The organism is Sorangium sp. So ce406 (assembly GCF_051474675.1).
GTDB classification, from domain to species: Bacteria; Myxococcota_A; Polyangia; order Polyangiales; family Polyangiaceae; genus Sorangium; species Sorangium cellulosum_G.
This window is the reverse complement of the sequence record NZ_CP150340.1, coordinates 7,010,906-7,036,134: the sequence shown is the minus strand read 5'-3', so window position 1 is coordinate 7,036,134 and position 25,229 is coordinate 7,010,906. Positions and strand designations below refer to the sequence as shown.

The window sequence follows — 25,229 nt, the reverse complement described above, 5'->3', positions numbered from 1 at the left end:
CGACACGTGGAAACAGTTTCAGCATTTCGTTGAAGATGGCTCGACCCGGGCTCCCATCTCCTCCCCGAGGGCGACAGCGCCGATCACGGGGCGCCCGACTCGGACCCTGGCGAGCAGTCCCCCGCGAGCGAGCTGCAGGTGAGCCGGTTCTGCATGAAGCTCACCCGCCGCGGGATCTCGACCTGCTTGACGAAGCTCGAGAGGACCCCGGTACCGTCGGGGCCGGGCGTCGCAAACGGCGCCACGTGATAGAAGGTGGCGAGCTGCTCGGTCTCGGCGTTGTGGCACCCATTGCAGGTCTGGCCGGCGAACGCGTGGCGCAGCGGCTCGTCCGTGTTCGAGAAGACCCACTTCGTGGCGGAGGGGACGATGTTGCCCTCCGCCTCGCCCCCGAGGAACTGAGGGTCGAGCGGCGTGACGCCGGCGATGATCCCGGTGCGGTTCGCGAGCAGGAAGGCCTCGAGGCCCGGGTCGCCGTTGAGCTGCTGGTCCGGCGTCTGCGCGGCCTCGACGAGCCGCAGGAACGCGCGGTAGCCGGTCGGCTCCGGCACGAGGTGGAACTCCCGCCACGACCAGGGGGCGCCCATCAGGTCCTCGCTCGTGCGGAGCTGGCCGAGCGCGCTCGCGTTGGGGTTGCCCGGCGTGCTGCGCGCGGCGCCGCGCTGCGTGAACAGGTCGGTGATCTCGTGGAGCTCCTCGTTGTACTGGGGGCCGAAGGCGTACTGCCCCAGCGCGTGGAACCGGGTGATCCAGTTATGCCGGTCCGTCACGAGCGAGTTGTTCGGCAGGCGGTACTCGAAGATCACCGTCATCCCGCCGATGAAGTGGTTTGGCGGGATGATGCCGAACACGAACCGCGCCTCGCCGCTGCCGTCCGCGTGCAGGTCGGTCCGGTTGAAGATGCCGCGGAGCTGAAACGGCGCCTGCGCGAGGTCGAGCTTGCCATCCGGCCGCGTCGGCCAGAGGTTCAGCAGCGACGTCGTAGCCCGGGTCGACGTGGGATAACCGTTGACCGTCAGCGGCTGGAGCCCCTCGAGCCACTCCGCGACGAAGTCCGCGGGATCGACGCCGGAGGGGGTCATCTGCTCGATCAGGTACCGGAAGCTCCACGGCCCGCCCGTCGCGTTCGAGGCGCGCGCGTCCTGGGTGACCGAGGGGTCGACGATCGCGATCTCCTTGTAGGGGTCGACCGCGGGTCCCGCGCCGCAGGCGCCGGCACAGGTGAAGTTCTGGATCTGGTCGGCCGAGACGTTGTCCAGGTCGACCGAGCTCGGCGTGATCGTCGCGCTCGGCTTGGAGGGGGTGAGCGTATAGGACCCCACGGGCAAGCTGGTGAAGATGAAGTTGCCGTGGCTGTCGGTGACGGTCGACACGATCACAGGACCGGTGAGCTGCACGGTGACGCCGCTCATGCCCGCGTTCGACGCGTCGTTGCCGACGTGCCCTGCGATCGCGACCGAGCCGCCCAGCGCCGCCTCGTCGCTGTCGAACGAACGTTGCTCCGCCGGCGGCTCGGCTCCGCAGGACGTGGCGGTGAGGGCGGCGAACGCAAGCAGGCGTGCGGTGAGGCGGCGAGACCTGGTTTCCATCGACAAGGATCCTTTCACGACAGGAGAAGACGCGCGCGGCTGCGCGCGCCCGATTCTGCGCCGCGAAGGAGGCTTGGCGCCGGATCGTTGAAACGATTTCACATTACTTCACGGATACATCACGAGGAGGTATGCAGTGTGCCGTTGCGGCTGCCGGGATCCACGAGCGCGCGGAAGGCGTTGACTGGACGCCCGACCGCTGAGACGTTCGTGGCCGAATGATCACCCCCGATGCTCCCCCCGGCTCTCCCACCGCGCCCGCGCAGCTCCGGCCCGGGGGGCTCGTGCCGCTCGAACGCCCCGGCTTCGGCGCGGGCCTCAAGGCCATGCTGGGCGGCTACGGGTACCTCTTCCGCACGCCGGACCTCTGGCCGCTCGCGCTCGTCCCCACGGGCCTCGCGCTCGTGCTCACGGTCGCGCTCGCCGTCGCCGGCGTGAAGCTCGCGCCGTCGCTCGTCGAGCTGATCGTGAAGGAGCCGGGGGCGGGGGCGCTCTGGACCGCGCTCATGGTCGTGTTGAGGATCCTCTCGCTCGCGGTGGTGCTCGTGGCCGCCCTCGCCATCTCGTTCGCGCTCGCGAAGCCGCTCTCGGGGCCCGCGCTGGAGCGGATGGTGCGCAGGGCCGAGGCCGACCTCGGGGCGCCCGCGTGGCCGGAGGTCGCCTTCTTCGCGGACATGTGGCGCGCGCTGCAGTCGTCGCTCGTGGCGCTCGCCTTCACGCTCCCGATCCTCATCGTCCTCGGCGTCGTGGGTCTCCTCTTCGCGCCGGCGAGCGTCGTCATCGTCCCGCTTCAGCTCGCGGTGACGGCGCTCGCGGGGGCCTGGGACCTCTGCGATTGCCCGCTGTCGATCCGCGGCGTGCCCGTGGCGGCGCGGGTCGCCTTCGTGCGCCGGAACTTCGCCGCGGTGATGGGCTTCGGCTTCGGCCTCGCGCTGCTCTCGTTCTTGCCTTGCTCGCTGCTCATCGTGCTCCCGGCCGGCATCCTCGGGGCGGCTCGGCTCGTCGTCACGCTGGAGCGGTGGGAGGCCACGCAGCGAGCGCCGCGCTGAGGCTCGGGCGGGCGGCGGTCGGCGGGAGAAGGTCAGACTTCTCGCGGAGGCTACGACGCTTCGGTCCGCGCGGCCTGCCGCTGCATCTCGGCGAACCCGGCCGCGGCCTCCTGGACGTCGGCGGGGAAGTCCGAGAACTCCTGCACCTGGCGGATCTCGATCACGCCGTCGTCCGAGCAGGGGCAGCGCGACGCCCACGCGATCGCCTCTTCCTTCGACTTCACGTCGATCATCCAGTAGCCGCCGAGCACCTCCTTCGCCTCGGCGAACGGCCCGTCGGTCACCTGGGGTTTCCCCCCGGGGAACGCGATGCGCGCGCCCATCGAGGGCGGGTGGAGGCCGTCGAGGGCGAGCAGCACGCCGGCCTTCTGGAGGGATTCATTGTATTTCGTCATCGCGGCGACGGCCTTCGCGTCCGGCATGGTGCCCGGCGCTGCGCTCTCGTACCCCCTCGGGATCATCAGCATCATGAACCGCATGGTCGTGTCTCCTTCTCTCGCTGGAAGCTCGGCTTCGGGGCGGTCTCGGCGGGGGTGAGCCCCCGCCTCGATGGGACGACGAACGGGGGCCCGCGCGATCGACACGCCACGCGACTTTTTTTTCGGGAAGCGTCGACGCGCCCCGAGGCCGCGCCCCGGCGCCCCTCACCCGGCGCGCCGGTGGAGCCGGGGCGCCGAGCCCTCGAGCGCGGTCACCAGGCGCTCCGCGGCGTCGGCCGACGCACGCCGGTACGCGATCCGCCAGGGACGGCGCAGCGGGCCGGACGACAGCCGCTTCACCGCGAGGTCGCCGCCGTCGAGGTACCCGTCCGCCATCCACTCCGAGAGGACCGCGATCCCCATGCCGGCGCGCGCCGCGTCGATCACGGCCTCGGTGAGCGGAAAGCGCAGGAACTCGAGCCTGGGCTTCTGGCGGCCGAAGACGGTCGTCATGAACCAGCGCGCCTCGGCCGGCGGCGTGTTCGACGTGATCAGCGGGCTCTGCCGCAGGTGGTCGCGCGTGATCGACGCCCGCGCGGCGAGCGGGTGCGCGGTCGCCACCACGAAGACGACCTCGTCCGAGAAGAGCGGCCGCTCCACGAGCGCGGCGCGCGCCTCGCGGGCGACCGGCAGCGCCGCGGTGGTGAGCAGCGCCACGTCGATGTCGCCCCGGGCGAGCGCGCCGACCGGATCCTGGGTGTGCTCCACGGCGAGCTCCACCTCGAGGCGGGGCAGCCTGCGCCGGAGGTTCGCCATCGCCGAGGGCAGCCAGCGGTAGGCCGTGTAGCACTCGCACACGAGGCGGACGCGCGTCGTCGCGGCGGGTGGCGCCGCGACCTCCCGCTCGAGCTCCCGGAGCTGCGCGAGCACGAGCCCGGCGCCCGCGATGAGCCGCTCTCCCGCTGCCGTCGGCGTGACCCCGCGCGCGGTGCGCTCGAACAGGCGCGCGCCGAGCCGCTCCTCGGCCAGGGCGAGCGCCCGGCTCACGGCGGACTGCGTGATGTGCATCGCCGACGCGGCGCCCGCCGTGGTGCCGGCGGCCGCGAGCGCGAGGGCGAGCTCCAGATCGCGGACCTCGAGCTGGGGCCGCGGCGCGAGCGATGAGGGCGCAGGCAGATCGGTTATGCGTGACACGCATCGACCCTATCACGACGATGCGTTGGACGCACAGGCCCGGGAGAGGCACGTTCGTCGTCGTCAGGAGGTGCTGCTCATGAAGCTCTATTTCTCCCCGCTCGCATGCTCTCTCGCCTCGCGCATCGCCCTCTACGAGGCGGGCGCCGAGGCCTCGTTCGTCGAGGTGGACCCGAAGACGAAGCGAACCGAGGACGGCGCCGATTACCGCGCGATCCACCCGCTCGGCCTCGTGCCCGCGCTCGAGGTCGAGGGCGGCGAGCTCGTCACCGAGAACGCGGCGATCTTGCAGCTCATCGCGGACCGGTACCCGGAGGCCGAGCTCGCGCCGCCCGATCCGCTCGGCAGGGCGCGGCTCCGGCAATGGCTCTCGTTCGTCGGGACCGAGCTCCACAAGGCGCTTTACGTGCCGCTCCTGGACAGGGCGGCGCCGGCCGAGGCGAAGGCCTATGCGCTCTCGAAGGCCGACGCGCGCCTCGGCTGGGTGGCCGGGCGGCTCGCTGGGCGGGAGTTCCTGCTCGACCGCTTCTCGGTGGCGGACGCCTACCTCTTCACGGTGCTCAACTGGTCCCAGGTCACGCCCGTCGACCTGAAGACCTGGCCGTCGCTGCCCGCGTACCACGCGCGCCTCCTGCAGCGCCCGAGCGTCGCGCGCGCCTTCGCCGAGGAGCGCGCGCGCTATGCCCGGGAGATCGAGCGGCACGCGAAGGCCGCTCCTGCGCGCGCGGAGCCTGCCGTGGACGATCGGTGAGGGCGGGGGCGCGGCCGGCGCGCGTCGTGCGCGAGGTGCGTCGAAGCGCCCGTGTTCGTGACACGCGCCGACATGCGCCGGCGCTGCAGCGGGAGAGACGCGGTAATGCGCGCGGGAAAAGACGCGCGCCGAGTTCGTGCCTTTCAATGCCGCCGCTTCCCGTGCGCGAGCGTCTTTGATACGCAGCCATCATGAGAACCTTGCGACAGCTCTTCATGGGTTCGGTGCTGGCGTTCGCTGCGGTGCCGGTCGGCTGTGGACCGGAGGCGCCGGGCGACGCCGAGCAGGCGTCCGATGTCGGCTCGATCAGCCTCGCGCTCCTCGGGAACGGGAGCTCTGGCGCGCTATACCGCCTGTCGAACGCGTGGTTCGATCTGAGCGGCCCGACGGACAGGCGGGTCGGCGGGGACGGCGACGCGGCGGTGGTCACCGAGGTGCTGCCGGTGGGCCGCTATGAGGTGAGGCTCGATCCCGGCTGGATCATCGAGCGATGGACCGGCTCCGGCTACGAGCCTGTCGAGGCGGGCCTGACGTCGCCGAACCCGCTCTCGGTCAACGTCCGCGAAGCCTCGGTGTCGACGGCCGTATTCACGTTTCGGGTGACCGGTGATTCCGTCTCCTTCGACCAGGGGACGCTCGATATCAACATCGCCGTCGACGACATCACGCCGGCGCGAGAGGACACCGCGACCGCGTGCAGCGACCGCGGCGACGACGACATGGACGGGCTCGTGGATTGCGCGGATCCGGACTGCCAGGCGCAGCCCTTCTGCGCGCCGACGGGTTCTGTGATCGAGGACTTCGAGGACGGCGATTTCGTCGACGCCCAGCCGCGCGCGAACCGTTTCCTGCCGTTCCTCGGGCCGTGGGCGACGTACAGCGACGGGACCGTCCCGTGGGTCGAGCTGTTCCCCGTGGCGGGGCCCGCGAGCCCGACGGCGCTCGGGATCTCCTCCCCGGCGGTCCCGACCGGGGCGGGCGCCGGCGTCGCGCTCGCGTTCGACGTCTGGCCCGTCAACGTGTCGGCGTTCGAGGGCATCCGCTTCAAGATCCGCTCCCAGGCTTCCACGGTCCGCTTCGAGGCCGGTGCGACCAGCGTCGTGGGCAACGGGTGCTGGCCCTGCGACAGACACGGCGTCGACCTCTCGCCAGGACCGGAGTGGGCCACCGTCGAGCTGCGCTGGTCGGAGCTGGCGCTGCCGGGCTGGAGCGCCGAGCAGTGGCCAGTCGAGACGTGGTCGATCGTGGACCTGCGCTGGCGCACGCCCGCGGGGCAGCCGGTGAGCCTCGAGATCGACGACATCGAGCTGTTCTGAGCCCGCGCGTCCCGAGGCGATCGCGCGTCGATCCAGCAACTCAGCAGCCCCGGCGCGGGATACGGTGGCTCAGCCGCCGGCGCCCTGGGTCGGGAGGCCGAGCAGGTAGAGCTTCCTGGCCTTCCCGCGGATCACGCCCTTCTCCCACCGGTAGCCCTCGTCGTCGAGCCCTTGCAGCAGCTCGTCCAGGTCGCCGAGCGTGTAGGTCCTCGCGTTCGAGACCGCGCCGTCCCAGGCGAAGCACAGGGGGATGATCGGGACGAGGTAGGTGAAGACGAGCTGCCGCGCGGTCATGGGCCTCGCCAGGGGCGTGATGAGCAGGCACATCACGAAGCTGACCGGCAGCGCCGTCCACCAGAGGAAGCGCGGGAAGCTGTTGTCGCTGATCTCGAAGATGCAGATGGGCTGCCTGCTCTGCTGGGCCGACTCCAGGATCTTCCTTGCGACGTCCGGCTTCATGTGATGGAAGCTGCTGACCATCGTCCGGAGCCCCGCCGTCTCGCCGTCCACCTTCGTGGCGTCCAGCGGGTCGAGCCGGTACGAGACGTTGCTCCCTTCCTGGCCGTTGATGCGCTGAGCGGCTTCCGTGTTGGGGTACAGATCGGTCAGCGTCAGCGTGACCCGCTCGAGCCCAGGCTTCGTGTTCAGGGTCCGCAGTACGTCGGGCATCGGCCCGCCGCTCCCGGAGCACAGGTCGATGATGCGCGACGCGCCCGACGCCGTGAGCGCCCTGGCGATCAGCTCGGCCAGCTCCTCGCTCGAGCCCAGCGCCCTGTGCATGGTCACGATCAGGCGCGTCATGCAGGTCCGCAGCCAGCCCGGGAACCAGGGGAAGTCTTCCAGCTCGAACAGGTGAATGCGCTTCATCTCGTCTCCTGGACCCGTGTGCGCCGGCTCCGGGGCACAGCGTAAGCGCTCTCGGTGCGGCGAGGCGAGGCGCTTCACGCGATCACGCGGGGCCGCACCAGCACGCGCCCGCGGCGGTACCGCTCCGGCAGCCGCGTCGCGTCACCGGGCCGCGCAGGTCCTGCGGAGGGCGCGCGCCTTCTCGATGCACCCGGCGAGGGCGTCCTCGGCCGGCTCGTCCGGGCACGCGATCTCGAAGTCGCGGAGGGCGTCGCGGAGCCCCCGCGCGCCGGGGCCACCCAGGTTGAGGTCGAGCTTGCGCTTGCGTTGCTCGTCCTCGTTGTCGTCACCGCCGGCGAGCAGCAGCGTCCCGACCACCGCGCCCACGACGACGACGCCGGTGAGGACACCCGCCACGATGACCCCTGTCTTGCCCTCGATGTCCGGCGGCTCGGCGTCCGGGAGCGACGGCGTGCCAGGCGCAGGCAGCGGCGGCGCCTCGAGGCCCGCGGCGAGCACCGTGGTCGTGATCCCGCCCGCGAGCCCGAGGCCGCCGATGACGAGGCTCGACACGGTGAGCGCGCTCGGCCCGGACCCCACGTCGGCGCGCGCGCTCGCGTTCACGTTCACGCTGGCGGCGAGGCGCGCCTGCGCCGCGCTGCACGCGGCGTGGGCGTCGAGGCGGTGGATCTCGAACGACGCGCGCGGCGCTGTCTCGGCCGGCAGCCTCGCCGCGAGGATGATGTCGTCCGCCGATCGCCGGATCGTCAGCGACGCGGCCGCGGCGTCCGACGCGGCCGCGGGCTCCGGCGCGGCCGCAGGGCGCGTGGAGGCCTTGCCGCAGCCGGCCAGTCCACACGCGATGATCAGGAGCGTTGTGCAGGAGAGGGCGTGATCGCGTCGCAGGGGCATGACACAACGCTACGCCGAAAGGCCGCAGGTTCGTCGAGCGAAATCGATGTCGTCGCGGGGCCTGTCCATCGCGGGCAAGCGGGCTGAGCGTGGGATGACGAAGCGGCGTGTATGGCGCGCGGAGGAGCTCAAGGAGCGATGTAGGTCGGCCCTGCGACGGTGTTGAGCGTGAGCTTCACCGCACTTCCGATGGCGTCGCTCGTGAGCGCGACGAGCGCGGGTGTGCGGTCGAATGCGGTGCTTGTACGACCGGCATGCGCATGGCGGTGCTGTGCGCGGCATGACCCGGCGCACTCCGCCTGGATCGGCGCCGCGCCGGGGAGCTACGCTGAGCCTGTCTCATGCCGTCTCATCGACCTCCTCGGCCTCACGGCCCGCACCACGGCCCGCGCCACGCGCCGCTGCCCTCGTCGGTCGTGTCGGGGCTCATCCGGCCCGACAGGCTCGACGCGCTGCTCGCCCCCTGGATGCCCGACGCGGAGGAGCGCGCGTTCGTCGTCCGGTGCATCGTCGGAGAGGGCCCCGTCCACCACCGCGGCGCGAGCTACACGCTGGTCTGCCTCCTCGGCCTGCTGCTCGAGGAGCTCGGGCCAGGGGAGGGCGGCGCGCCCGCGGGCGAGTCGCTGCCCGTCCCGATCCGCCTGCCGCCGCACCTCGCGCGCGGCGACGATCACGACTACCCGCTGACCATCCCGCTCGCCCCGCTCGCGCGCCTCGCCCCGAGGGGCTCGCCGGAGCTCGCCGCGCTCGTCGACTGCCTCACCGACGGCCCGCCGCACCACGCGCTCGCCAACGCCGCGATGGTCTGCCTGCTCGACGCCCTCTTCGCGCGCGCCGCGCGCGCCCGCGCCGGCGCGGAGACCGCCTGATGGCGCTGCCGCCCGCGCTCGGACAGGCGTTCCGGATGGTGGCCGCGGAGCTGGGCATGCGCTCGGCGGCGCGCCTGTTCGTCCGCGAGCTGATGGAGGCCGGCGGCGCCCCGCTCGTGAGCGAGGCCCGCGACCAGCTCGGGCGCGAGTTCCCCGTCCTCGACTTCATCGCCGAGCAGCGGCTCTCCGGCGGCGCGGAGGCCTCGCTCGACCCCGCGGGCGTCCTCGACGCGCTCCGCGGCGTGACCCGGCTGCTCGTGGTCGGGCTGGAGGCCGACTGCCTCGACGCCCTCGTGCCGCGGCTCTCCGGCGTCCAGGTGGGCCTCGTCACCGACGCGGGCGGGCTCGATCCGGACTTCCGCCGGGTGCTCGCGAACTACGACGGGCTCATGGAGCCGGTGGGGCTGTCGGAGCTCCAGCGCTGGGCCGGGCGGAGGAGCGCGCTGCTCACCTTCGTCTACGGCACCGACGGGCACGCGGCGCACGTGAGCCCCTCGTGGCTGCGCGTCTCGGGCCCCGACGTGCGGACCCAGTTCCGATCGCTGATCGGCTGGGACATCCTCGGCCAGCCCATGACGGTGTACCCGCGCTGGATGGTCGAGACGAGCCCGGGCGATTTCTCGCGCCTCGTGCGGCCGCCCTCGGGCGCGGCCGCGCCCGAGATCGAGAGGGGCGGCGCGGGCCACCCGCGCGCGCTCACGCCCGCGCGCGAGGCGACGTGACGGCGACCCAGGCCGCCCTCTTCACCATCCTGCTCGGCGCGCTGCTGCTCCAGGCCCTCGTGCCGTCGCGCCGCGTGCTCATCGTCACGGGCGGCGCGGCCCTCGCCTGCCTCGCGTCGACGCTGCTCGGGGTCGCGACCACGCAGCGCCTGCTCGCCGAGGTGCCGTGGGACGTGCTCGTCATCCTCGTGACGCTGGGGCTGCTCTCCCAGCTCTTCGCGGCCTCGCGGCTCTTCGATCGGCTCGCCGTCGTGGCGACGCGGCTGAGCGGCGCCGATCCGTTCCGCGTCCTGCTCGTGTTCTCGATCGCGATGTACGTCGTGAGCAGCGTCGTCAACAACCTCACGGCGCTCGTGCTCGTGCTGCCGGTGCTTCACGCGCTGCTCAAGCTCATGGGCACGCGGCAGCGGTACGTCTCCTGGCTCCTCGGCCTCCTGCTCGTCGCCTGCAACCTCGGCGGGGCCGCCACCCCGATCGGCGATTTCCCGGCCATCCTGCTGCTCGGCCGGGGGAGCATGACGTTCGGGGGCTACCTCGCGCGCGCCGCCCCGGCGACGCTCTGCGCGCTCGCCGCGCTGCTGCTCGTCGTGCGCTTCGCGGTGCGCCCGGCCGCGGGCGTGCCGCGCGACCCGGTCTCGGCGCGGCTCACGCGCGCCGCGATGGAGGCGCTGCACCGGCGGGTCCGCGTCGACCGGCGCCTCCTCGCGCCGGCGGCCGCCTCGCTCTGCGCGATGGTGGCCGCGTGGCTGTTCTTGCCCGCCGAGCTCGGCGTCGGCCCGGAGCTCGTGTGCTGGCTGGGCACCGGCGCGGCGCTGCTCATGGCGCGCAGGCTCGGCGAGAAGCTCGCGAGGACGGGGCTCGACATCGAGGCGGTGCTCTTCCTGTTCTCGCTCTTCGTGATGGTCGCGGCGGTGCGGCGCACCGGCCTCTTCGAGGAGGTCTCGCGCTCGCTGGAGCGGCTGCCGGTCGCGCCGTCGGTCCAGCTCGTCGTGTTCCTGGTGCTGGCCGGCGTGATCACGGGGCTGTTCTCGGCGGGCCCGAGCATGGCGGCGCTGCTCGAGGTCGCCGAGTCGCTGGCCGCGCGGCTCCCGGGCCCCGCGGTCTATGTCGGCCTCGCCCTGTCGGTCTGCGCGGGCAGCTCGCTCTTCCTGACCGCCGCCACGTCGGGCCCGCTCGCGCAGGCGCTCACCGAGCGCGCCGACCTGCGGGACGCCGACGGCGAGCCCATCCGGTTCGGCTTCTTCGACTTCCTGCCGGCCGGCCTCCTGAGCTTCTCGGTCATCCAGGCCGTGGCGATCGCGTACGCGCTCCTCGCCCTCTGGGCGGCGCGATGACGCGACCGCTCATCCGAGCTTCAGGGTGGCGCTCTCGAAGGAGATCTCGACGGTCGCGCTCGCCGTGCTCCCGGTCGAGACCTTGACGACGCCGAGGCGCCTCAGCTCGAGCGAGAGCAGCTCGTTCCCCGCAGGGTCGAGGTAGGCGAGGCGGCCCTGCTTGTTGCGGCACCCGTCGCCGTCGGCGCAGGTGCCTTTCTCGCTGCAGGCCAAGAACTCCTCGTGCCAGGCCCTGAACGCCCCGAGATCCGCTGCGTCCGCGGAGACCCGGAGGTGGGGGAGCTCGAGCTTGGTGGATCCGGCGGGCTGCTCGCTGCCTTCGCCCACCGTATCGACGACGGTCTTCTGCTCGAACGTGAGCGAATCGACCTTCGAGATCCTGGAGCACTCCTTCTCCAGGCCGTCGATGGCGAGCTTGAAGCGCGACGGGTAAAGCGGCCTCAGCTTCTTCTGCTGCGGCGCCGCAAGGACGCCGCCGTCGCCCTTCTGCTCGCGCACGACCGAGGGCGAGATCGTCACGACCAGGAGCGCGGTGCGCTGCCCGGCCGCGGTGTCACAGGCCGGGAGCGTGATCCCGGTGATCGTCGCGTCCTCGAACGCGCGAGTCACCGGGGCTGCGCGCCTGTCGTCCGCGATCTCGAGCGAGCCGCTCCTGCGCATCGGCTGCCCGCCGAGCGCCGATTGGATCCAGTCCATCATGGGGGCGCCCATCCCCATGCCGATGTGCAGCGTGACGGGCTCGTGGGGCACCGAAGCGATCTTGCTCCGGGCACCGCCGCTCCCCTCGAGCTTCTGGATCGGGCCGCAGTCGACGCCATCCAGGACGAGCTGCGCGAAGGCGTGAACATCGGTTGTGTCGCTCATCGAAGCACGTATCTCCCCGGCGTGAGTCCGCCACGAGGGCTGCCGGCCGGAGGCCGAGCGAGCCGTGGTCCAGGGCCCGCGCCGGTCGCCAGCGAGGCAGACGAGCGGGGCCGTGGTATTCGGCCCTCGTGGTGGGGCGCAGTCAACCGCTGGGGCCCGCCGCTTCCGTGCCCGGTTACCGATCGGTGCCGGTGCGCTTCGCGCCGTGCAGGCCGCGGAGCCGGTTCCAGAGCTCGTAGTCCGTGTGCTTCTTGGCCACGATCAGGTCGTCGGGTCTGGTCACCTTCTCGCCGGTGACGGTGAACTCGCCGCGCTCGCGGTCGTTCAGGTCGATGTACGTCGCGTTCTGCTCCAGGCGCCGGCCCGGCCGGATGATCCGCAGAGCCCGCAGCTCATCCTTGTTGAGCTCGGGGAGCAGGACGTGGGTTTCCTTGAGGTCGACGGCAGGCATGGTGTCGTCCGCCGGCGAGGGCGCGCCGATGTTCTGGCCCGCCATGGCGTTGGGGTTCAGGTCGCTCTCGTACTCCGCCGGGTGCTTGTCCGGCGTCTCGGCTTGGTGTCTTGTCATGGTCGTTCCCTCGCCGGCCGTGTGGTGCCCGCAGGGGTCGACCGCAAGCGCCGCCGTCACCGGGCTGGCAACGTCCCTGGCCTCCTTGTCCGGCGCGCGGCGGTGACGGACATGCGCCGTGAGGCGCCCGCGCCGGGCTCAGCCCGGGTCGACCGGGGGAGCGGCGAAGACCCGCAGCAGGAGGTCGCGCTGGGCCCGCAGGTAGCGGATGTCCTCTTCGTAGAGCGCGGGGTGGCCCGCGGCGATGTGCGCCAGCGACGCGGCCTCGCCGGCCTCGGCCCGCGCGCGCATGGAGGCGAGGAGCGCCGCGAGCCGGTCGGTGACGGCGTCGAGCAGCGAGGCCCCGGGCTCGAGGCCGTAGGCGCGGCAGAAATGGGCCACCCGCCGCGCCTGCTCCTCCGGGCTGCCGGCGCTGTCCGGGTTGGTCGGCGCGTGGAGCGGGGCGAACCGGTAGACCGCGTACGCCACATCCCACAGCCGCGGGCCCGGGTGAGCGACGTCGAAGTCGAAGAAGCCCACCACCCGGCCGTCGCGGACGACGCTGTTGTAGGGCGCGATGTCGCCGTGGCAGATCACCTCGGCCGGCGACCGGGCCGGCAGCTGCCAACGATCGTCCGGCCCGGGCACGAACGTCGCGCTCGCGTCGTGGAAGCGGCGCAGCAACGTGGCGGCGGAGGCCAGGAGATCGGGAGTCCGCAGCCCGGCCGGAAGGGGGTTGTGCACGTCGCCCTCGAGGAACGAGAGCACCTCGTTGCCGTCGTCGTCGTACCCGAGCGGCTCCGGCGCCCCGTCGAAGCCCGCTGCCCGCAGGTGCCGCAGCAGCCGGTGGATCGCCGGCGCCGCCGCGCTCGCGGGCCGGTGGACCCTGTCGCCGCGCCGGCGCACGGTGTTGATCCCGCCCTGGAACACCGCCTCTTCTTCCACCTTCGCGGCCATGCCGCGCCATCCTCTCACGCGCGGGCGGGCCGGTCGAGAGACGGTGTCGAGGTCACACCGCGCCTGGCGCCGATCAACGGCCACCCTGGCGCGGACCCGCGCTGCGCCTCGGCCTGCTCGGGGCATGGTACCGTCCCCGATCCACCCGCCGCGAGGCGAGAGCCGAGGAGCCGACCATGAGCAGCCAGTACGACGCGCTCGTACACATGATCAACATCACCGCCGAGAACCCCGTGCGCAAGTTCTATGAAGAGCCCATGTTCTTCGAGGCGCTCGGCGACGTCGCCGGGCGCTCCGTGCTCGACGTCGCCTGCGGCACGGGCCTCTACAGCCGTCGACTCAAGCAGCGCGCCGCGGGGCGCGTCGTGGGCATCGACAACTCCGAGGGGGTGATCGCCTACGCGCGCCAGCTCGAGGCGGAGCAGCCGCTCGGCATCGAGTACCATGTGATGGACGCCGTGAACGCCCGCGACCTCGGCGCGTTCGACGTGGTCACCGCGACCTACCTCCTGCACTACGCGCCGTCGCTGGCGATCGTGCGCGAGATGTGCGCGAGCCTGCACGCGGCGGTCTCGCCGGGCGGACGGCTGGTGTCCATCTGCATGAGCCCCGATATCGAGCTCGCCGATCCAGGGTATTACCGGAGATACGGCTTCGAGCTGTTCTCGCGCGGCAGGGAAGGGGACAAGGTGACGCTGAAGGCCGCCTGGCCGGGCGTGGAGCTCTCGATCGACGCTTACCACTGGACGCGGCCCAGCTACGAGGCTGCCCTGCGAGACGCCGGCTTCCGCGACATCGTCTGGCACGCGCCGCGGATCTCGCCCGAGGGCATCGCCTCGCTCGGCGCCGACCACTGGGCGGACTACCTCCGCCGCCCACACGCGGAGATCGTCTCCTGCGCGAGGTGACGGAGCGGTCCACCGCGAGGCCCCCGCCGCGATCGCCGCGTGAGGGCTCGTTGTAGCCAGCGCTCCAGGGCGGCCCGGTCCCGGGCGACCGCGAGCGGCGGCGTCTTCGAGGTCGTGGCAGGGAGGTCGGAGGGGGGAGGCAGAGGCGGGGAGGCGATGTCGCGGGGGCAGGCCTCGGTCGAGGCTTGCTCCCCGCGCGCCCGCTGCCGACAGGTCAGTTGGGGATGCTGTCGAACTGGCAGGTCAGGCTGCAGCCGTCGCCGCCCTTGCGGTTGCCGTCGTCGCACTCCTCGTAGAGGCTCTGCAGCCTGCCGTCACCGCAGTACGGGCCGTAGACGCACCCCGGCGCGCACTTGCCGTAGCCGCCGGTGTTGTTGCCGTCGCCGTCGTCGCACTGCTCGGTGCCGTTGCGGATGCCGTCGCCGCAGCGCGGGCCGAGCTGGCAGCGCGGGCCGCACTCGCCGTAGCCGCCGTCGTTCACGCCGTCGTCGCACTGCTCGCCGGCCTGGACGACGCCATCGCCGCACTGCGCGCCGAGGCGGCAGTTGTTGCTGCAGCCCGTCGCCGCGTTCGGCGGATCGCACTGCTCGCCCCACGTGTCGTCGACGCGGTTGTCACCGCAGCGCGCCGCCGGGGTGCAGTTGGGCAGGCAGCTCCCGTAGAAGCCGTCGTTCACGCCGTCGTCGCACGTCTCGGCGCCGCTGATCACGCCGTCGCCGCAGTACGGACCGTACTTGCATTCCACGGTGCAACCGCCGTAGACGCCGCTGTTCATCTCGCCGAGGTCGCAGTCCTCGTCCTCGGGCTGCACGATGGCGTCGCCGCAGCGCGGGCCGAGCAGGCAGCTCGGGCCGCACTGGCCGTACCCGCCGTCGTTGATGCCGTCATCGCACTCCTCACCGAACTGCGACTGGATCACCCCGTCGCCGCAGTGCGAGGCGAACCGGCAGCTCGCGCAGGTCGGGTCGGCCGCGTTGTCGCACTCCTCGCCCCAGTCCGCGTCGACGCGGTTGTCGCCGCACCGCGGCGCCGGCGTGCAGCCCGGGGCGCAGGTGCCGTACGTGCCGTCGTTCACGCCGTCGTCGCACGCCTCGGAGCCGTTCTTGACGCCATCGCCGCAGTACGGCGCGTACCTGCAGGTGGGCGTGCAACCGCCGTAGGCGCCGGTGTTGCGGCCCTCGCCGAGATCGCATTGCTCCTCGCCGGGCTGCACGATGCCGTCGCCGCAGCGGGGCCCGTACACGCACGACGGGCCGCACTGGCCGTAGCCGCCGTCGTTCACGCCGTCATCGCACTCCTCGCCTTCACCCGGCTGCACGACGCCGTTGCCGCATTGCGGGGCGAGCTGGCAGTTGATGCAGTTCGGGTCGGCCGCGCTGTCGCACGCCTCGCCCCAGTCCACGTCGACGCGGTTGTCACCGCACCGCGGCGCCGGCGTGCAGCTCGGGTTGCAGGTGCCGTAGGCGCCGTCGTTCACGCCGTCGTCGCACCCCTCGGTGCCGTTCCTGATGCCATCGCCGCAGTACGGACCGTAGCCGCAGGAGCGCGTGCACCCGCCGTAAGCGCCGGTGTTGCGCCCATCGCCGAGATCGCAGCTCTCCTCCTCGGGCTGGACGATGCCGTCGCCGCAACGAGGCCCGTTGACGCACGAGGGGCCGCACTGGCCGTACCCGCCGTCGTTGACGCCGTCGTCGCACTCCTCGTCGAACTCCGCCTGCACGATGCCGTTGCCGCACTGCTCGGGGATCCGGCAGTTGACGCAGTTCGGGTCGGTCGCGCTGTCGCACTCCTCGCCCCACGCCTCGTCGACCCGGCCGTCGCCGCACCGCGGGGCGCGCGTGCAGTTCGGGTTGCAGGTGTCGTACGCGCCGTCGTTGATGCCGTCGTCGCACTGCTCCGAGCCGTTCACCGTGCCGTCACCGCACGACGGCCCGATCTCGCACGACGTCGTGCAGCCGCCGTAGCCGCTGGCCGTGTTGCCGGCGCCGAGGTCGCACGCCTCGTACGGGGCGTTGACCGCGCCGTCGCCGCAGCGGGGCGGGGCCACGCACCCCGGCGCGCAGGCGCCGGACGCGTTGGCGTACGTGCTGTTGTTGACGCCGTTGTCGCACGCCTCGGGGCCGTTCCGGATGCCGTCGCCGCAGTACGGCCCGAGCTGGCAGTTGTTGCACTTGCCGTATCCGGTCCCGTTCGCGCGGCCGTCGTCGCACTCCTCCCCGGGCGTCACGACCGGCGGGTCGACCCCGCACTGGGGCTCGCAGACCGACCTGCCGGCGCTGAAGCCCGCCAGCGTGAGCTGGTAGTTCGACCCGGTGACGTGGCGCTCGGCCTGGAACACCGCGATCTCGTAGACCTTGCCGTCCTCGAGGTTCAGGTCGACGACGTAGGGCGCGCGGTCCACGCAGTTGTCCTCGTCGCAGGGGGTCACCCGCGCGTCGCCGTTGTCGAGGATGGTCACGCTCTCCTGGTTGCGCTGGTGGATGCCGCCGATGTCCGCGGTCAGCGTGTTCTTGATGAACACCCAGACGTCGTCGTCACCGAAGAACGTGAGCACAGGGTCGGGCGCCGTCGGGTCCGAGTTGAACTGGAACCAGTAGCGGACCTCGCTCGTGAAGTAGAAGTTGTGCCGCTGGCCTGCGTCGCCGTTCTGCGCGACCTCCAGGCCGCTGGCGACCAGGCTCTCGAGCACGGGATCACCGCCGGGCGGGTTGATGTCCAGCGGCCAGAACGGCTCCCGCTCGTACACGAAGGTGCCGGGGCCCCTCTCGAGCAGGTCGATCGTGGTGATGAACGTCCTGTTGAAGTTGGGGTTGTCCCGGTACCACCAGTGGAAGTTGGTCTGCCCCGTGGTCCAGCCGTTCCCGCTTCCCGGCACGAGCGGGCCGGCCCCGCGGACGTTGAACGGCTTGCCGTCCTCGTCGAGCGTCGTCCGGACGGTGCCGTCGATCTGCGCGCCGTCGGGGCTGATCTCGAAGTCGAGGTGCCCGCGGAGCGCGTCGCTCTGGTTGGCGTCGCAGGCGGCGTTGGCCGTGGCGCTGAAGGTGTTGCTCGTCGGGCAGTAGCCGATGAAGTCGCGAAGGACCATCGGCAGCCGCATCTCGGTGGTCTCCACCGTGCAGGTGTAGCCGGCCTCGATCTCGCACTCGGCGGAGCAGCCGTCGCCGCTGTCGTTGTTGCCGTCGTCGCACTGCTCGGTCGGGTCGCCCGGCAGGAGGATGCCGTCGCCGCACTCCGAGATGCACGCGCCGGCCGGGCAGGTCGGCTCGCGCTTGCAGTCCGGCGTGCAGCCGTCTCGCCAGGTGTTGTTGCCGTCGTCGCAGACCTCGGTGCCCTCGGGGATACCGTCGCCGCAGTCCGAGAAGCCCAGGCAATTCTGGGGCTCGCCGTCGTCGCACACCCGGCCCGGCTCGATCTTGCAGGTCTCGTCGCAGCCGTCGCCGGGGAAGAGATCGCCGTCGTCGCACTGCTCGGCGCCCATCCGGATGCCGTCGCCGCAGATGGTCTTGCAGGGGAAGCCGACGCGCGAGCAATCCCACCCATCCTCGATGAGCTGGCAGTCGGCGCTGCAGCCGTCGCCGTCGGCCGGGGGCTCCTGGCCGTCGTCGCACGACTCGGTGCCGCCGATCACGCCGTCGCCGCACACGGGCGGCGCGGGCGGGGTGCAGCGGCCGCCGGTCGGCGGGCACGTCCAGCCGAGCTCGAGCTTGCACTGCGCGGTGCAGCCGTCGCCGCCGACGGGGCTCGTGTTGCCGCCGTCGTCACACTGCTCGCCCGCCTGGACCACGCCGTCGCCGCAGAACGTCCGCCGCGTGCAGGGCTGGCCAGGCCGGCAGATCCAGCCGTCCTCGAGCCGGCAATCCGCCGAGCAGCCGTCGCCGGACGCCGGCGGATCGTCGCCGTCGTCGCACTGCTCGGCGCCGTTCACGCGGCCGTCGCCGCACCGGTGGAGGAGGACGCAGGCCTCACCCGGCCGGGGGCACGCATAGGACGCCTCGATCGCCTTGCAGTCCGCGCTGCAGCCGTCGCCGTTCGCGGTGTTGCCGTCGTCGCAGATCTCGCCCGGGTTCACGACGCCGTCGCCGCACCGGAGCGTCAGCAGGCAGGGCTGCCCGGGGGTCGTGCAGGTGTAGAACGCCTCTTGCCGGCACAGGCTCGAGCAGCCGTCGCCGCCGGCGGTGTTGCCGTCGTCGCACTGCTCGCCCGTCTCCCTGGCGCCGTTGCCGCAGACCGGGAGCCGGGTGCACGGATGGCCCGGCCGGCTGCACTGATACCCTTCCTCGCGCGTGCACGTCGCGCTGCAGCCGTCGCCGGACGCGGGCGGGTCGTCGCCGTCCTCGCACTCCTCGCCGTTGTTCACGCGGCCATCGCCGCACCGGAAGGGGAGGGTGCAGGGCTGGCCAGGCCGGGCGCACACGTAGGGCGCCTCGATCGCGCCGCAATCGGCGCTGCAGCCGTCGCCGCTCGCGGTGTTGCCGTCGTCGCAGATCTCGCCCGGGTTCACGACGCCGTCGCCGCACCGGATCGTCCGCTCGCAGGGCTGTCCCGGCCTCGGGCAGGTGTAGAACGACTCCTGCCGGCACAGGCTCGAGCAGCCGTCGCCGCTCGCGACATTGCCGTCGTCGCACTGCTCGCCGCTCTCGAGGAGCCCGTTGCCGCAGACCGGCAGGAGCTCGCACGGCTGCCCCGGCCTCGGGCACACGTAGCCCGTCTCGCGCATGCACGTCGCGCTGCAGCCGTCGCCGGACGCGGGCGGGTCGTCGCCGTCCTCGCACTGCTCGCCGTTGTTCACGCGGCCATCGCCGCAGCGGTAGAGGCGGATGCAGGGCTCACCCGGGTCGGGGCACACGAAGAGCGGATCCAGCACCCGGCAATCGGCGCTACAGCCGTCGCCGTCCGTCGTGTTGCCGTCGTCGCAGAGCTCGCCGGGGTCGACCGCGCCGTCGCCGCACCGGATCTGCAGCTCGCAGGGCTCGCCCGGGGTGGGGCACGTGTAGAACGACTCCTGCCGGCAGAGGCTCGAGCAGCCGTCGCCGCCCGCGGTGTTGCCGTCATCGCACTGCTCGCCGCTCTCCTTCACGCCGTTGCCGCAGACCGGCTGGCGCTCGCAGGGCTGCCCGGGCCGCGAGCACACGAAGCCCGGCTCGCGCGTGCACGTCGCGCTGCACCCGTCGCCGGAGGTCTTGTTGCGGTCGTCGCACTGCTCCGAGCCGTTCACGCGGCCATCGCCGCAGTCGTAGAGCAGCGTGCACAGCTCGCCCGGCTTCGGACAGACGTACGAGGGGTCGACGAAGTAGCAGTCGGCGCTGCACCCGTCGCCGTCGACGGTGTTGCCGTCGTCGCAGAACTCGCCCGGATCGACGGCGCCGTCGCCGCACGCGATCGTCAGCACGCACGGCGCGCCGGGCGTCGGACACTCGCAGTAGGGCTCGATCTCGCACAGACCGGAACAGCAGTCGCCGGGCAGGCTGTTGCCGTCGTCGCATGCCTCGCTGGCCTGGTTGATCTCGCCGTCGCCGCAGGCTGGCTCCTGCGGCAAGTTGCACTCGTCGGGCGGGTTCTCGCCCTCGCAGGGGTCGGGCCTGTCGCCCCCGGTGCCGCTGCCGGAGCCGACGCCGACACCGAAGTCGTCCCCGCCGGTGCCGGTGTCGCCGGTGCCGCTGGAGACCGCGCCGCTCCCCGCGCCGCCCACGCCGCCTGTGGAGGGCGCATCCCCTCCGCAGGCGGCAGTTACTTGAAGTAAGCCCACCGCCAAAGCCAGATAAGACGTTCTCAAACTCACGACACACCTCGACGAACACGAGCGAATGCGCTCGGGCAGGAAGTCGACGACCCTCGGCCAGGGTAGCTCGGGCGCGCCTCGCACCTCTAGCCGAAAATCACTCCATCCTGCGCCACTCGGCGCATCCCCACGACGTCTCTCCACGGCGTCTCTCCACGGTGGATTCCACCGCGCACCGCGGACGAATGACGCGCGTTGCGCGACGCGGCGAGGCCGGACTCGGCAGCTTCCTCTCCTCTTGGGAGGTCACCTGAGGGGGATCCGAGGTCACAACCCGGTTCGGGCTTGACAGCCAGGCGTCCGCCGGACGTCGAGAAATAGTTTGTGTTCAAATTATTTCGCGGCCGACAAAGGGCACGCGGAGGCGCGTCCGCCGAGGGGCCGCGGCGCCGAGCGGGCCGAGCGCGCGGCTCACGGGCGGCCGCGCGATGCGCCGGCTGCGCCCCGGCGCGCGGGAGCGCCCGGCGCACGCGTCAGCAGTCCCGGGTCACCCGGGCGTCGGCGTACCTCGGCGCTTGCCCTTGTCGCCGCCCGCCCTGGAGCCACCGCCGCTGCTCCCACGCGACGTTGCCCTCGTCGTGCTCCTGCTCTCAGCGCGTGAAGTTTTGGACGGCCCAGACTTTGCCGCTGCTCGTCGTGTAGAAGCCGCAGGCGACCTGGGTTACGGAGTCGTCGGTCATGTTGATGAAGTGGCCGTACCTTTCGTAGCAGTCGCCGGTGCAGTCTGCGGTGGGTGGCGGGCCTTCGTCCCACATCTGTTGCATGCACAGGCCGATGACTTGCTTGTTGGAGGAGTAGCCAGGGCAGGAGTTTTGCGAGCCGCCGGGCTCACAGATTTTTGCTTGGATGCCGGCGTGAGCCATGTTGTGTTCGGCGTCGTATTTCGCCATCTCGTTGGCGCAGGCTTCGCCGTCTTCGCGGCGCTTGAGCGCCGGCAGGCAAGCGCACTGCGTGAGGAACTGGTTGATGCGATCGACGCAGTCTTGCGCGAGGTCGCCGGTGCTCGGCGGTGGGTCCAGCTTGCAGGCGAGGTTCTTGACGCAGGCACCGCCGCCGCCGGTCCCGCCGCTCGCTCCGCCGGCCCCGCCAGCTCCGCCATTCGCTCCGCCAGCTCCTGCCGACGCTCCGCCGCTCGCTGTGCCCGCGCTTTCCGAGGAGCCGCCGGCTGGCTCGCCGCCCGTCGACGCTCCGCCCGTCGCGGCTCCTCCTGTCGTTGCGCCGCCATTCGTCGCATTACCGCCGGGGCTCGTCGCGCCTCCGTTTGGTTGGGTGACGCCGCCAGTGCCGCTCGTGCCCGGGGCGCCCGCTTCGGCGCCCCCTGCGCCTCCCGAGCCGCCGGGCTCGTCTGGCGAGCTGGAGCAGGCGAATGCGAACGCGAGCACGCTGAAGGAAGCGATACGCATACCTGCAACTGTGGAGCTGCTGCGACTGACCGATCAAGTAAAAAGAAGGATGACGTGAGGCGTTCGAAAATTCCGCTGCGTTGGGACGAGGTTCGCTTCCAACCGCTCGCTTCGTTACGGACAGCTCTTGATGTCGACGGACGCCGCGTGGATTTCTTTAGCAGCTCCCGCCCCCCGCCAGCAGCGCGCGAGAGTTCGTGAGCGGACCGTCGGTCCTTTATCTCGAGCGGCAGTTCCGGCTCCGCTTGCTCCCCGAGCAGGCCCCGCGCCCGCTGGCTCGGTAACAAGGGTGGCGGCCGCCACCCCGTCGGGCCGCAGCCGCGGAGATCGCCGCAGAAGGATACCGCCTGCTGGCAGGCATGCCGCGTCGCGGCTGGGAGGCATGCCGCGTCGCGGCGAGCAGCAGGCTCACGCTGCGACAGAAAAACTTCGCTCCGGCACGATTCGCTCTCGTGGTGAGCCGGTCCGAGGGCGATCCGCTACTGAATCCCAAGAGGTTCCATGACCCGCTCGATCACATGCAGTATCTCGCTCCTTGTCGCGCTTTCAATCGCTGCTTGCGGGTCCGACAACGACGCCGCCGACGGCTCGGGCGGCAGCGGAGGAAAAGGAAACAGCAGCTCTTCGAGCAGCAGCAGCTCTTCGAGCAGCAGCGGCTCTTCGACCAGCAGCGGCAGCACCTCGGGCACGGGCGGCACGGACGACCCGGGCCCGAGCGGCGGGGGAGGACAGGGCGGGACGATCGATCCGGTCGGCACCGAAGGCGACGGCGATTTCGAGATCGGGCCTGACTACCAGGACGCCCCGGAGATCAAGAGGATCGACGGCGTTCCCCAGGGGCGGACGTTCACGTTTTCCCTGTCGTCCCGGGAGAGCGAAATCTTCACCGGCCACGATCCAACCTTGAACGACAACGCCAAAGGAGATTTCAACCGCCGCGTGGAGGTCGCGATCCCCGCGACGTACGTCGACGGCGAGGAGGCGCCGTTCATGGTCGTCCAGGACGCGCGCGACAGGAACGAGATCATCAACACGATCAACAACTTCGTCGCGGACCCGAACAACCGCTTCCCGAGCGTCATCGCCATCTTCGCCGCGAGCGGAGGGGGCGACTCGTACGGCAGCGAGCGGGGGCTCGAATACGACACCATGTCGGACGCCTATCAGAGGTTCGTCGATACGGAGCTCCTCGAGGCGGTCAAGAACGACCAGGCCGTCCACGCCGCGTACCCCAACCTGAAGTTCACCAGCGATCCGGACGGCCGCGCCACGTACGGATGCAGCTCGGGCGGGGCGGCGGCGCTGACCATGGGCTGGTTCGGCCACGACACCTACCGCAAGATCGTCACCTACTCCGGCACGTTCGTCGACCAGCAGAACCCCCGCGCGCCCACCGAGGCCGAGTATCCCGACGGCGCCTGGGAGTACACGGAGGGGCTCATCCGGGACAGCCCGCGCAAGCCGCTGCGCGTCTTCCTGCAGGTCGGCGACAACGACCTCGGCAGTACCAGAGATGAAGCCAGCCACCACAACTGGGTGATGGCGAACCAGCGCGTGGCGGCGATCCTCAAGGAGAAGGGGTATCATTACCGCTTCGTCTACTCGAAGGGCGCCAGCCACTGCGACGGGAAGGTGATCAGACAGACACTCCCCGACACGCTGCGCTGGATGTGGCGGGGCTATCCGGTCGATTGACGCATGGTGGTCCAGCCCATGCTGGGCCCAGCAGGCTGCGGGGGGAAGGAAAAGCATCCGGTGAGCTGACCGGTCGAGCCCGCCGCATCCACCCCCGGCGCAGAACACTTCAACAAGCGGTCTTCACGGCCTCTCGACAGATCTCGAGCAGATCGTGATTGACCTCGGACGCTCGCGTCCACCTCGGGGCAAGACGCGCTCGCACGGCGGTCCGGCTACCCGCGCCGAACCCCTGGAGCGCTACCGATTTCGACACGGATGCCGTCACTCGCGGCAACAAACGGAGACGCCACCACGCGAAGCTCGACGTTTGGATCGCGTCGAAATTTCCAGCCTCACCCAGCTTCGTCCAAAATTTCACCCCAGCAAGAGCGTTCCATGCCTATCGTAAAACGAACCGGTTTACTGCGTTCACTCATGAGCCGCTCGTTTCGCCTTGCGCCGCTCGCGGTCGCCGTGGCCACCGGGTGCACGGGCGTCCTGGGACCCGATGGCGGGGGACCCGAGGGCGAGGCGGCGCCGGCGGCCGAGTGTGGCGCCACCCCTGCGCTGGCCAAACCGCGCATCTGGCGCTTGACCAACACCCAGCTTGCCAACACCTTGCGCGACGAGTTCGACATCCAGCCGGCAGCGCTGTCGAGCTTGCCGAACGAGGCCAGGCTCGACGGCTTCGCCAACCAGGCCTCGAACCTGCGCGTCGCGCCGCTCCTCGCGGAGGTATATTTCGCGCTCGGCGAAGAGCTCGGGGCGCACGCGCTGCAGAACCCCGACAAGTTCGGGATCGCTTGCGACGTCGCCAGCTTGGCGCCTGGCAGTTGCCTGGACGGCTTCGTCGCCCAAACGGGGCGAAAGCTCTGGCGCCGCCCGCTCTCGGCGGCTGAAATCACCTCCTTCAGCGCGCTCTTCGCCAAGACCGCCGCGCAGGGCGAAGGTCCTGCCGGCGGCGTCAAGAGCGTCGTGCAGGCGCTGCTCATGTCGCCGAGCAGCCTGCACCGCACCGAGCTCGGCACGGTGAAGGATACCGGAGCGGTGACTCCGCTGACGGATCACGAGATCGCTTCGGCGCTCTCGTACATGCTCTGGGACAGCGCGCCGGACGCTGAGCTCACCGCGCTCGCAGATCAAGGCAAGCTGCGCGACCGTACGGTGATCTTGGCCCAGGCCCAGCGCCTGTTCGAGGCGCGCGACAAGGCGGCGCCGGCCATGAACCACTTCTTCGAGCAGTGGCTGGAGCTCGAGAATCTCTCGAAGTCGGTGAAAGACGCCAGCCTCTTCCCGATGGCAACGCCCGAGCTCGCCGCCGATTTGCAAGAAGAGTTGCGCCTGTTCACGAACAGCGTGCTGTTCGACGCGGGAGCGGATCGTCGCTTCGACTCGCTGTTCTCGGGCACGTACGCGTTCGTGAACGAGCGCACCGCCCCGCTCTACGGTTTGAGCGGGGTGACCGGCAACGCCATGGTGCGTCGCGAGCTCAATCCGACGGAGCGCCGAGGCATTTTCACCTCGGTACCGTTTCTCTGGGGCCACGCGCACAGCCAAGATACGAGCCTCGTCGGGCGCGGCGCCTACGTCCGCGCAGAGGTCCTGTGCCACCGCGTGCCGCTGCCGCCCGCCGGTGTCCCGAACGCTGGCCAATTTGCCGAGCCGGGTGCCACGGGTCGGCAGAGACTCGGCATTCATGCGAGCCCGGGCTGCGCCGTCTGTCACAAACTGTTCGATGGCATCGGGTTTGCGCTCGAGAGCTACGATGCTATCGGTCGCTACAGAACGATGGATCAGGGGCAGGTGATCGATGCGAGCGGCAGTCTGCCGCTGCCGAGCGAGGAGAACGCGCTCCCCGGAATCGTGTTTTCCAACTTCGTGGAGCTGGTGGACGAGCTGGCGCAAAAGCCGGATGTCTACGGCTGCTTCGTCCAGCAGTTCGCCGCCTACGCTTCAGGGTACGACTTGACGGAGCTCGACGCCTGCGAGAAGGAGCGCCTCGTGGACGAATTTGCGCGCTCACAGCACGCGGTCGATCAGCTGGTGCTGAGCGTGATCGAGTCACCGAGCTTCATCGACCGGAGAAACTAGGA

19 protein-coding genes are annotated in these 25,229 nt (G+C 71.2%); 9 read left to right on the top strand and 10 right to left on the bottom strand.

Annotated elements, in window-relative coordinates; translation table 11 throughout:
* Positions 1 to 83: 83 nt before the first annotated feature.
* A complete protein-coding gene (locus WME96_RS25950; protein WP_437284281.1) occupies positions 84 to 1,589 on the bottom strand; it encodes a carboxypeptidase-like regulatory domain-containing protein in 1,506 nt (501 codons plus the stop codon).
* A gap of 218 nt (positions 1,590 to 1,807) precedes the next feature.
* Between WME96_RS25950 and WME96_RS25945 the strand changes: the two genes are divergently transcribed.
* On the top strand, positions 1,808 to 2,638 hold the full coding sequence (locus tag WME96_RS25945) for an EI24 domain-containing protein (protein WP_437284280.1): 831 nt from the start codon (positions 1,808 to 1,810) through the stop codon (positions 2,636 to 2,638).
* Between the two features lie 50 nt (positions 2,639 to 2,688).
* Here the strand turns inward: WME96_RS25945 and WME96_RS25940 are convergent, their stop codons facing one another.
* Together WME96_RS25940 and WME96_RS25935 are read right to left on the bottom strand one after the other, a co-directional pair.
* Positions 2,689 to 3,117: a YciI family protein gene (locus tag WME96_RS25940; RefSeq protein WP_437284279.1), complete on the bottom strand. Its 429-nt coding sequence runs from the start codon at positions 3,115 to 3,117 to the stop codon at positions 2,689 to 2,691.
* 165 nt (positions 3,118 to 3,282) lie between these two features.
* Complete coding sequence (locus WME96_RS25935; protein ID WP_437284278.1) at positions 3,283 to 4,251, bottom strand: LysR family transcriptional regulator; 969 nt, start codon at positions 4,249 to 4,251, stop codon at positions 3,283 to 3,285.
* A 79-nt stretch (positions 4,252 to 4,330) separates the two neighbouring features.
* Between WME96_RS25935 and WME96_RS25930 the strand changes: the two genes are divergently transcribed.
* Both WME96_RS25930 and WME96_RS25925 read left to right on the top strand, forming a co-directional pair.
* On the top strand, positions 4,331 to 5,002 hold the full coding sequence (locus WME96_RS25930; protein ID WP_437284277.1) for a glutathione binding-like protein: 672 nt from the start codon (positions 4,331 to 4,333) through the stop codon (positions 5,000 to 5,002).
* Positions 5,003 to 5,193: 191 nt separating this feature from the next.
* On the top strand, positions 5,194 to 6,318 hold the full coding sequence (locus WME96_RS25925) for a hypothetical protein (protein ID WP_437284276.1): 1,125 nt from the start codon (positions 5,194 to 5,196) through the stop codon (positions 6,316 to 6,318).
* A gap of 69 nt (positions 6,319 to 6,387) precedes the next feature.
* Here WME96_RS25925 and WME96_RS25920 read toward each other — a convergent pair whose 3' ends face one another.
* Positions 6,388 to 7,185 carry a hypothetical protein gene (locus WME96_RS25920; RefSeq protein ID WP_437284275.1) on the bottom strand — a complete coding sequence of 266 codons (798 nt, stop codon included), beginning with the start codon at positions 7,183 to 7,185 and terminating at the stop codon, positions 6,388 to 6,390.
* A 141-nt stretch (positions 7,186 to 7,326) separates the two neighbouring features.
* On the bottom strand, positions 7,327 to 8,076 hold the full coding sequence (locus WME96_RS25915; RefSeq protein WP_437284274.1) for a transcriptional regulator: 750 nt from the start codon (positions 8,074 to 8,076) through the stop codon (positions 7,327 to 7,329).
* Between the two features lie 341 nt (positions 8,077 to 8,417).
* Here WME96_RS25915 and WME96_RS25910 point away from each other — a divergent pair, with 341 nt between their 5' ends.
* From WME96_RS25910 to WME96_RS25900, 3 genes are read left to right on the top strand one after another with little or no spacing between them, the layout of a single operon-like run.
* The gene (locus WME96_RS25910; protein ID WP_437284273.1) at positions 8,418 to 8,945 is read left to right on the top strand and encodes a hypothetical protein; all 528 of its coding nucleotides are present in this window, start codon (positions 8,418 to 8,420) and stop codon (positions 8,943 to 8,945) included.
* On the top strand, positions 8,945 to 9,667 hold the full coding sequence (locus tag WME96_RS25905; protein ID WP_437284272.1) for a hypothetical protein: 723 nt from the start codon (positions 8,945 to 8,947) through the stop codon (positions 9,665 to 9,667). Before WME96_RS25910 ends, WME96_RS25905 begins: the two co-directional genes overlap by 1 nt.
* Complete coding sequence (locus WME96_RS25900; protein WP_437284271.1) at positions 9,664 to 11,001, top strand: SLC13 family permease; 1,338 nt, start codon at positions 9,664 to 9,666, stop codon at positions 10,999 to 11,001. The genes WME96_RS25905 and WME96_RS25900 overlap by 4 nt, the downstream gene beginning before the upstream one ends.
* 9 nt (positions 11,002 to 11,010) lie before the next feature.
* Here the strand turns inward: WME96_RS25900 and WME96_RS25895 are convergent, their stop codons facing one another.
* From WME96_RS25895 to WME96_RS25885, 3 genes are all read right to left on the bottom strand, one after another.
* A complete protein-coding gene (locus WME96_RS25895; RefSeq protein WP_437284270.1) occupies positions 11,011 to 11,865 on the bottom strand; it encodes a hypothetical protein in 855 nt (284 codons plus the stop codon).
* A 175-nt stretch (positions 11,866 to 12,040) separates the two neighbouring features.
* Positions 12,041 to 12,433, bottom strand: coding sequence for a hypothetical protein (locus tag WME96_RS25890; protein WP_437284269.1), 393 nt, complete (start codon positions 12,431 to 12,433; stop codon positions 12,041 to 12,043).
* Between the two features lie 138 nt (positions 12,434 to 12,571).
* Positions 12,572 to 13,369, bottom strand: a complete 798-nt coding sequence (locus WME96_RS25885) for a phosphotransferase enzyme family protein (RefSeq protein WP_437284268.1) — start codon at positions 13,367 to 13,369, stop codon at positions 12,572 to 12,574.
* Positions 13,370 to 13,545: 176 nt separating this feature from the next.
* On the opposite strand from WME96_RS25885, the gene WME96_RS25880 reads away from it, so the two are divergent.
* The gene (locus WME96_RS25880; RefSeq protein ID WP_437284267.1) at positions 13,546 to 14,277 is read left to right on the top strand and encodes a class I SAM-dependent methyltransferase; all 732 of its coding nucleotides are present in this window, start codon (positions 13,546 to 13,548) and stop codon (positions 14,275 to 14,277) included.
* Positions 14,278 to 14,491: 214 nt separating this feature from the next.
* On the opposite strand, the gene WME96_RS25875 is transcribed toward WME96_RS25880, so the two are convergent.
* Positions 14,492 to 20,056, bottom strand: coding sequence for a DUF4215 domain-containing protein (locus tag WME96_RS25875; RefSeq protein WP_437284266.1), 5,565 nt, complete (start codon positions 20,054 to 20,056; stop codon positions 14,492 to 14,494).
* 590 nt (positions 20,057 to 20,646) lie between these two features.
* Positions 20,647 to 21,459 (bottom strand): CAP domain-containing protein, encoded by an 813-nt coding sequence (locus WME96_RS25870; protein ID WP_437284265.1) that lies wholly within the window; start codon positions 21,457 to 21,459, stop codon positions 20,647 to 20,649.
* A gap of 501 nt (positions 21,460 to 21,960) precedes the next feature.
* On the opposite strand from WME96_RS25870, the gene WME96_RS25865 reads away from it, so the two are divergent.
* On the top strand, positions 21,961 to 23,154 hold the full coding sequence (locus WME96_RS25865) for an alpha/beta hydrolase (RefSeq protein ID WP_437284264.1): 1,194 nt from the start codon (positions 21,961 to 21,963) through the stop codon (positions 23,152 to 23,154).
* Between the two features lie 417 nt (positions 23,155 to 23,571).
* The gene (locus WME96_RS25860) at positions 23,572 to 25,227 is read left to right on the top strand and encodes a DUF1592 domain-containing protein (RefSeq protein ID WP_437284263.1); all 1,656 of its coding nucleotides are present in this window, start codon (positions 23,572 to 23,574) and stop codon (positions 25,225 to 25,227) included.
* Positions 25,228 to 25,229 lie beyond the last annotated feature (2 nt).

Excerpts from the sequence above, each read along its gene's own strand:
- WME96_RS25950 (WP_437284281.1), bottom strand. The coding sequence starts at position 1,589 with ATGGAAACCAGGTCTCGCCGCCTCACCGCACGCCTGCTTGCGTTCGCC.
- WME96_RS25945 (WP_437284280.1), top strand. The coding sequence starts at position 1,808 with ATGATCACCCCCGATGCTCCCCCCGGCTCTCCCACCGCGCCCGCGCAG.
- WME96_RS25940 (WP_437284279.1), bottom strand. The coding sequence starts at position 3,117 with ATGCGGTTCATGATGCTGATGATCCCGAGGGGGTACGAGAGCGCAGCG.
- WME96_RS25930 (WP_437284277.1), top strand. The coding sequence starts at position 4,331 with ATGAAGCTCTATTTCTCCCCGCTCGCATGCTCTCTCGCCTCGCGCATC.
- WME96_RS25925 (WP_437284276.1), top strand. The coding sequence starts at position 5,194 with ATGAGAACCTTGCGACAGCTCTTCATGGGTTCGGTGCTGGCGTTCGCT.
- WME96_RS25920 (WP_437284275.1), bottom strand. The coding sequence starts at position 7,185 with ATGAAGCGCATTCACCTGTTCGAGCTGGAAGACTTCCCCTGGTTCCCG.
- WME96_RS25915 (WP_437284274.1), bottom strand. The coding sequence starts at position 8,076 with ATGCCCCTGCGACGCGATCACGCCCTCTCCTGCACAACGCTCCTGATC.
- WME96_RS25910 (WP_437284273.1), top strand. The coding sequence starts at position 8,418 with ATGCCGTCTCATCGACCTCCTCGGCCTCACGGCCCGCACCACGGCCCG.
- WME96_RS25905 (WP_437284272.1), top strand. The coding sequence starts at position 8,945 with ATGGCGCTGCCGCCCGCGCTCGGACAGGCGTTCCGGATGGTGGCCGCG.
- WME96_RS25895 (WP_437284270.1), bottom strand. The coding sequence starts at position 11,865 with ATGAGCGACACAACCGATGTTCACGCCTTCGCGCAGCTCGTCCTGGAT.
- WME96_RS25890 (WP_437284269.1), bottom strand. The coding sequence starts at position 12,433 with ATGACAAGACACCAAGCCGAGACGCCGGACAAGCACCCGGCGGAGTAC.
- WME96_RS25885 (WP_437284268.1), bottom strand. The coding sequence starts at position 13,369 with ATGGCCGCGAAGGTGGAAGAAGAGGCGGTGTTCCAGGGCGGGATCAAC.
- WME96_RS25880 (WP_437284267.1), top strand. The coding sequence starts at position 13,546 with ATGAGCAGCCAGTACGACGCGCTCGTACACATGATCAACATCACCGCC.
- WME96_RS25870 (WP_437284265.1), bottom strand. The coding sequence starts at position 21,459 with ATGCGTATCGCTTCCTTCAGCGTGCTCGCGTTCGCATTCGCCTGCTCC.
- WME96_RS25865 (WP_437284264.1), top strand. The coding sequence starts at position 21,961 with ATGACCCGCTCGATCACATGCAGTATCTCGCTCCTTGTCGCGCTTTCA.
- WME96_RS25860 (WP_437284263.1), top strand. The coding sequence starts at position 23,572 with ATGAGCCGCTCGTTTCGCCTTGCGCCGCTCGCGGTCGCCGTGGCCACC.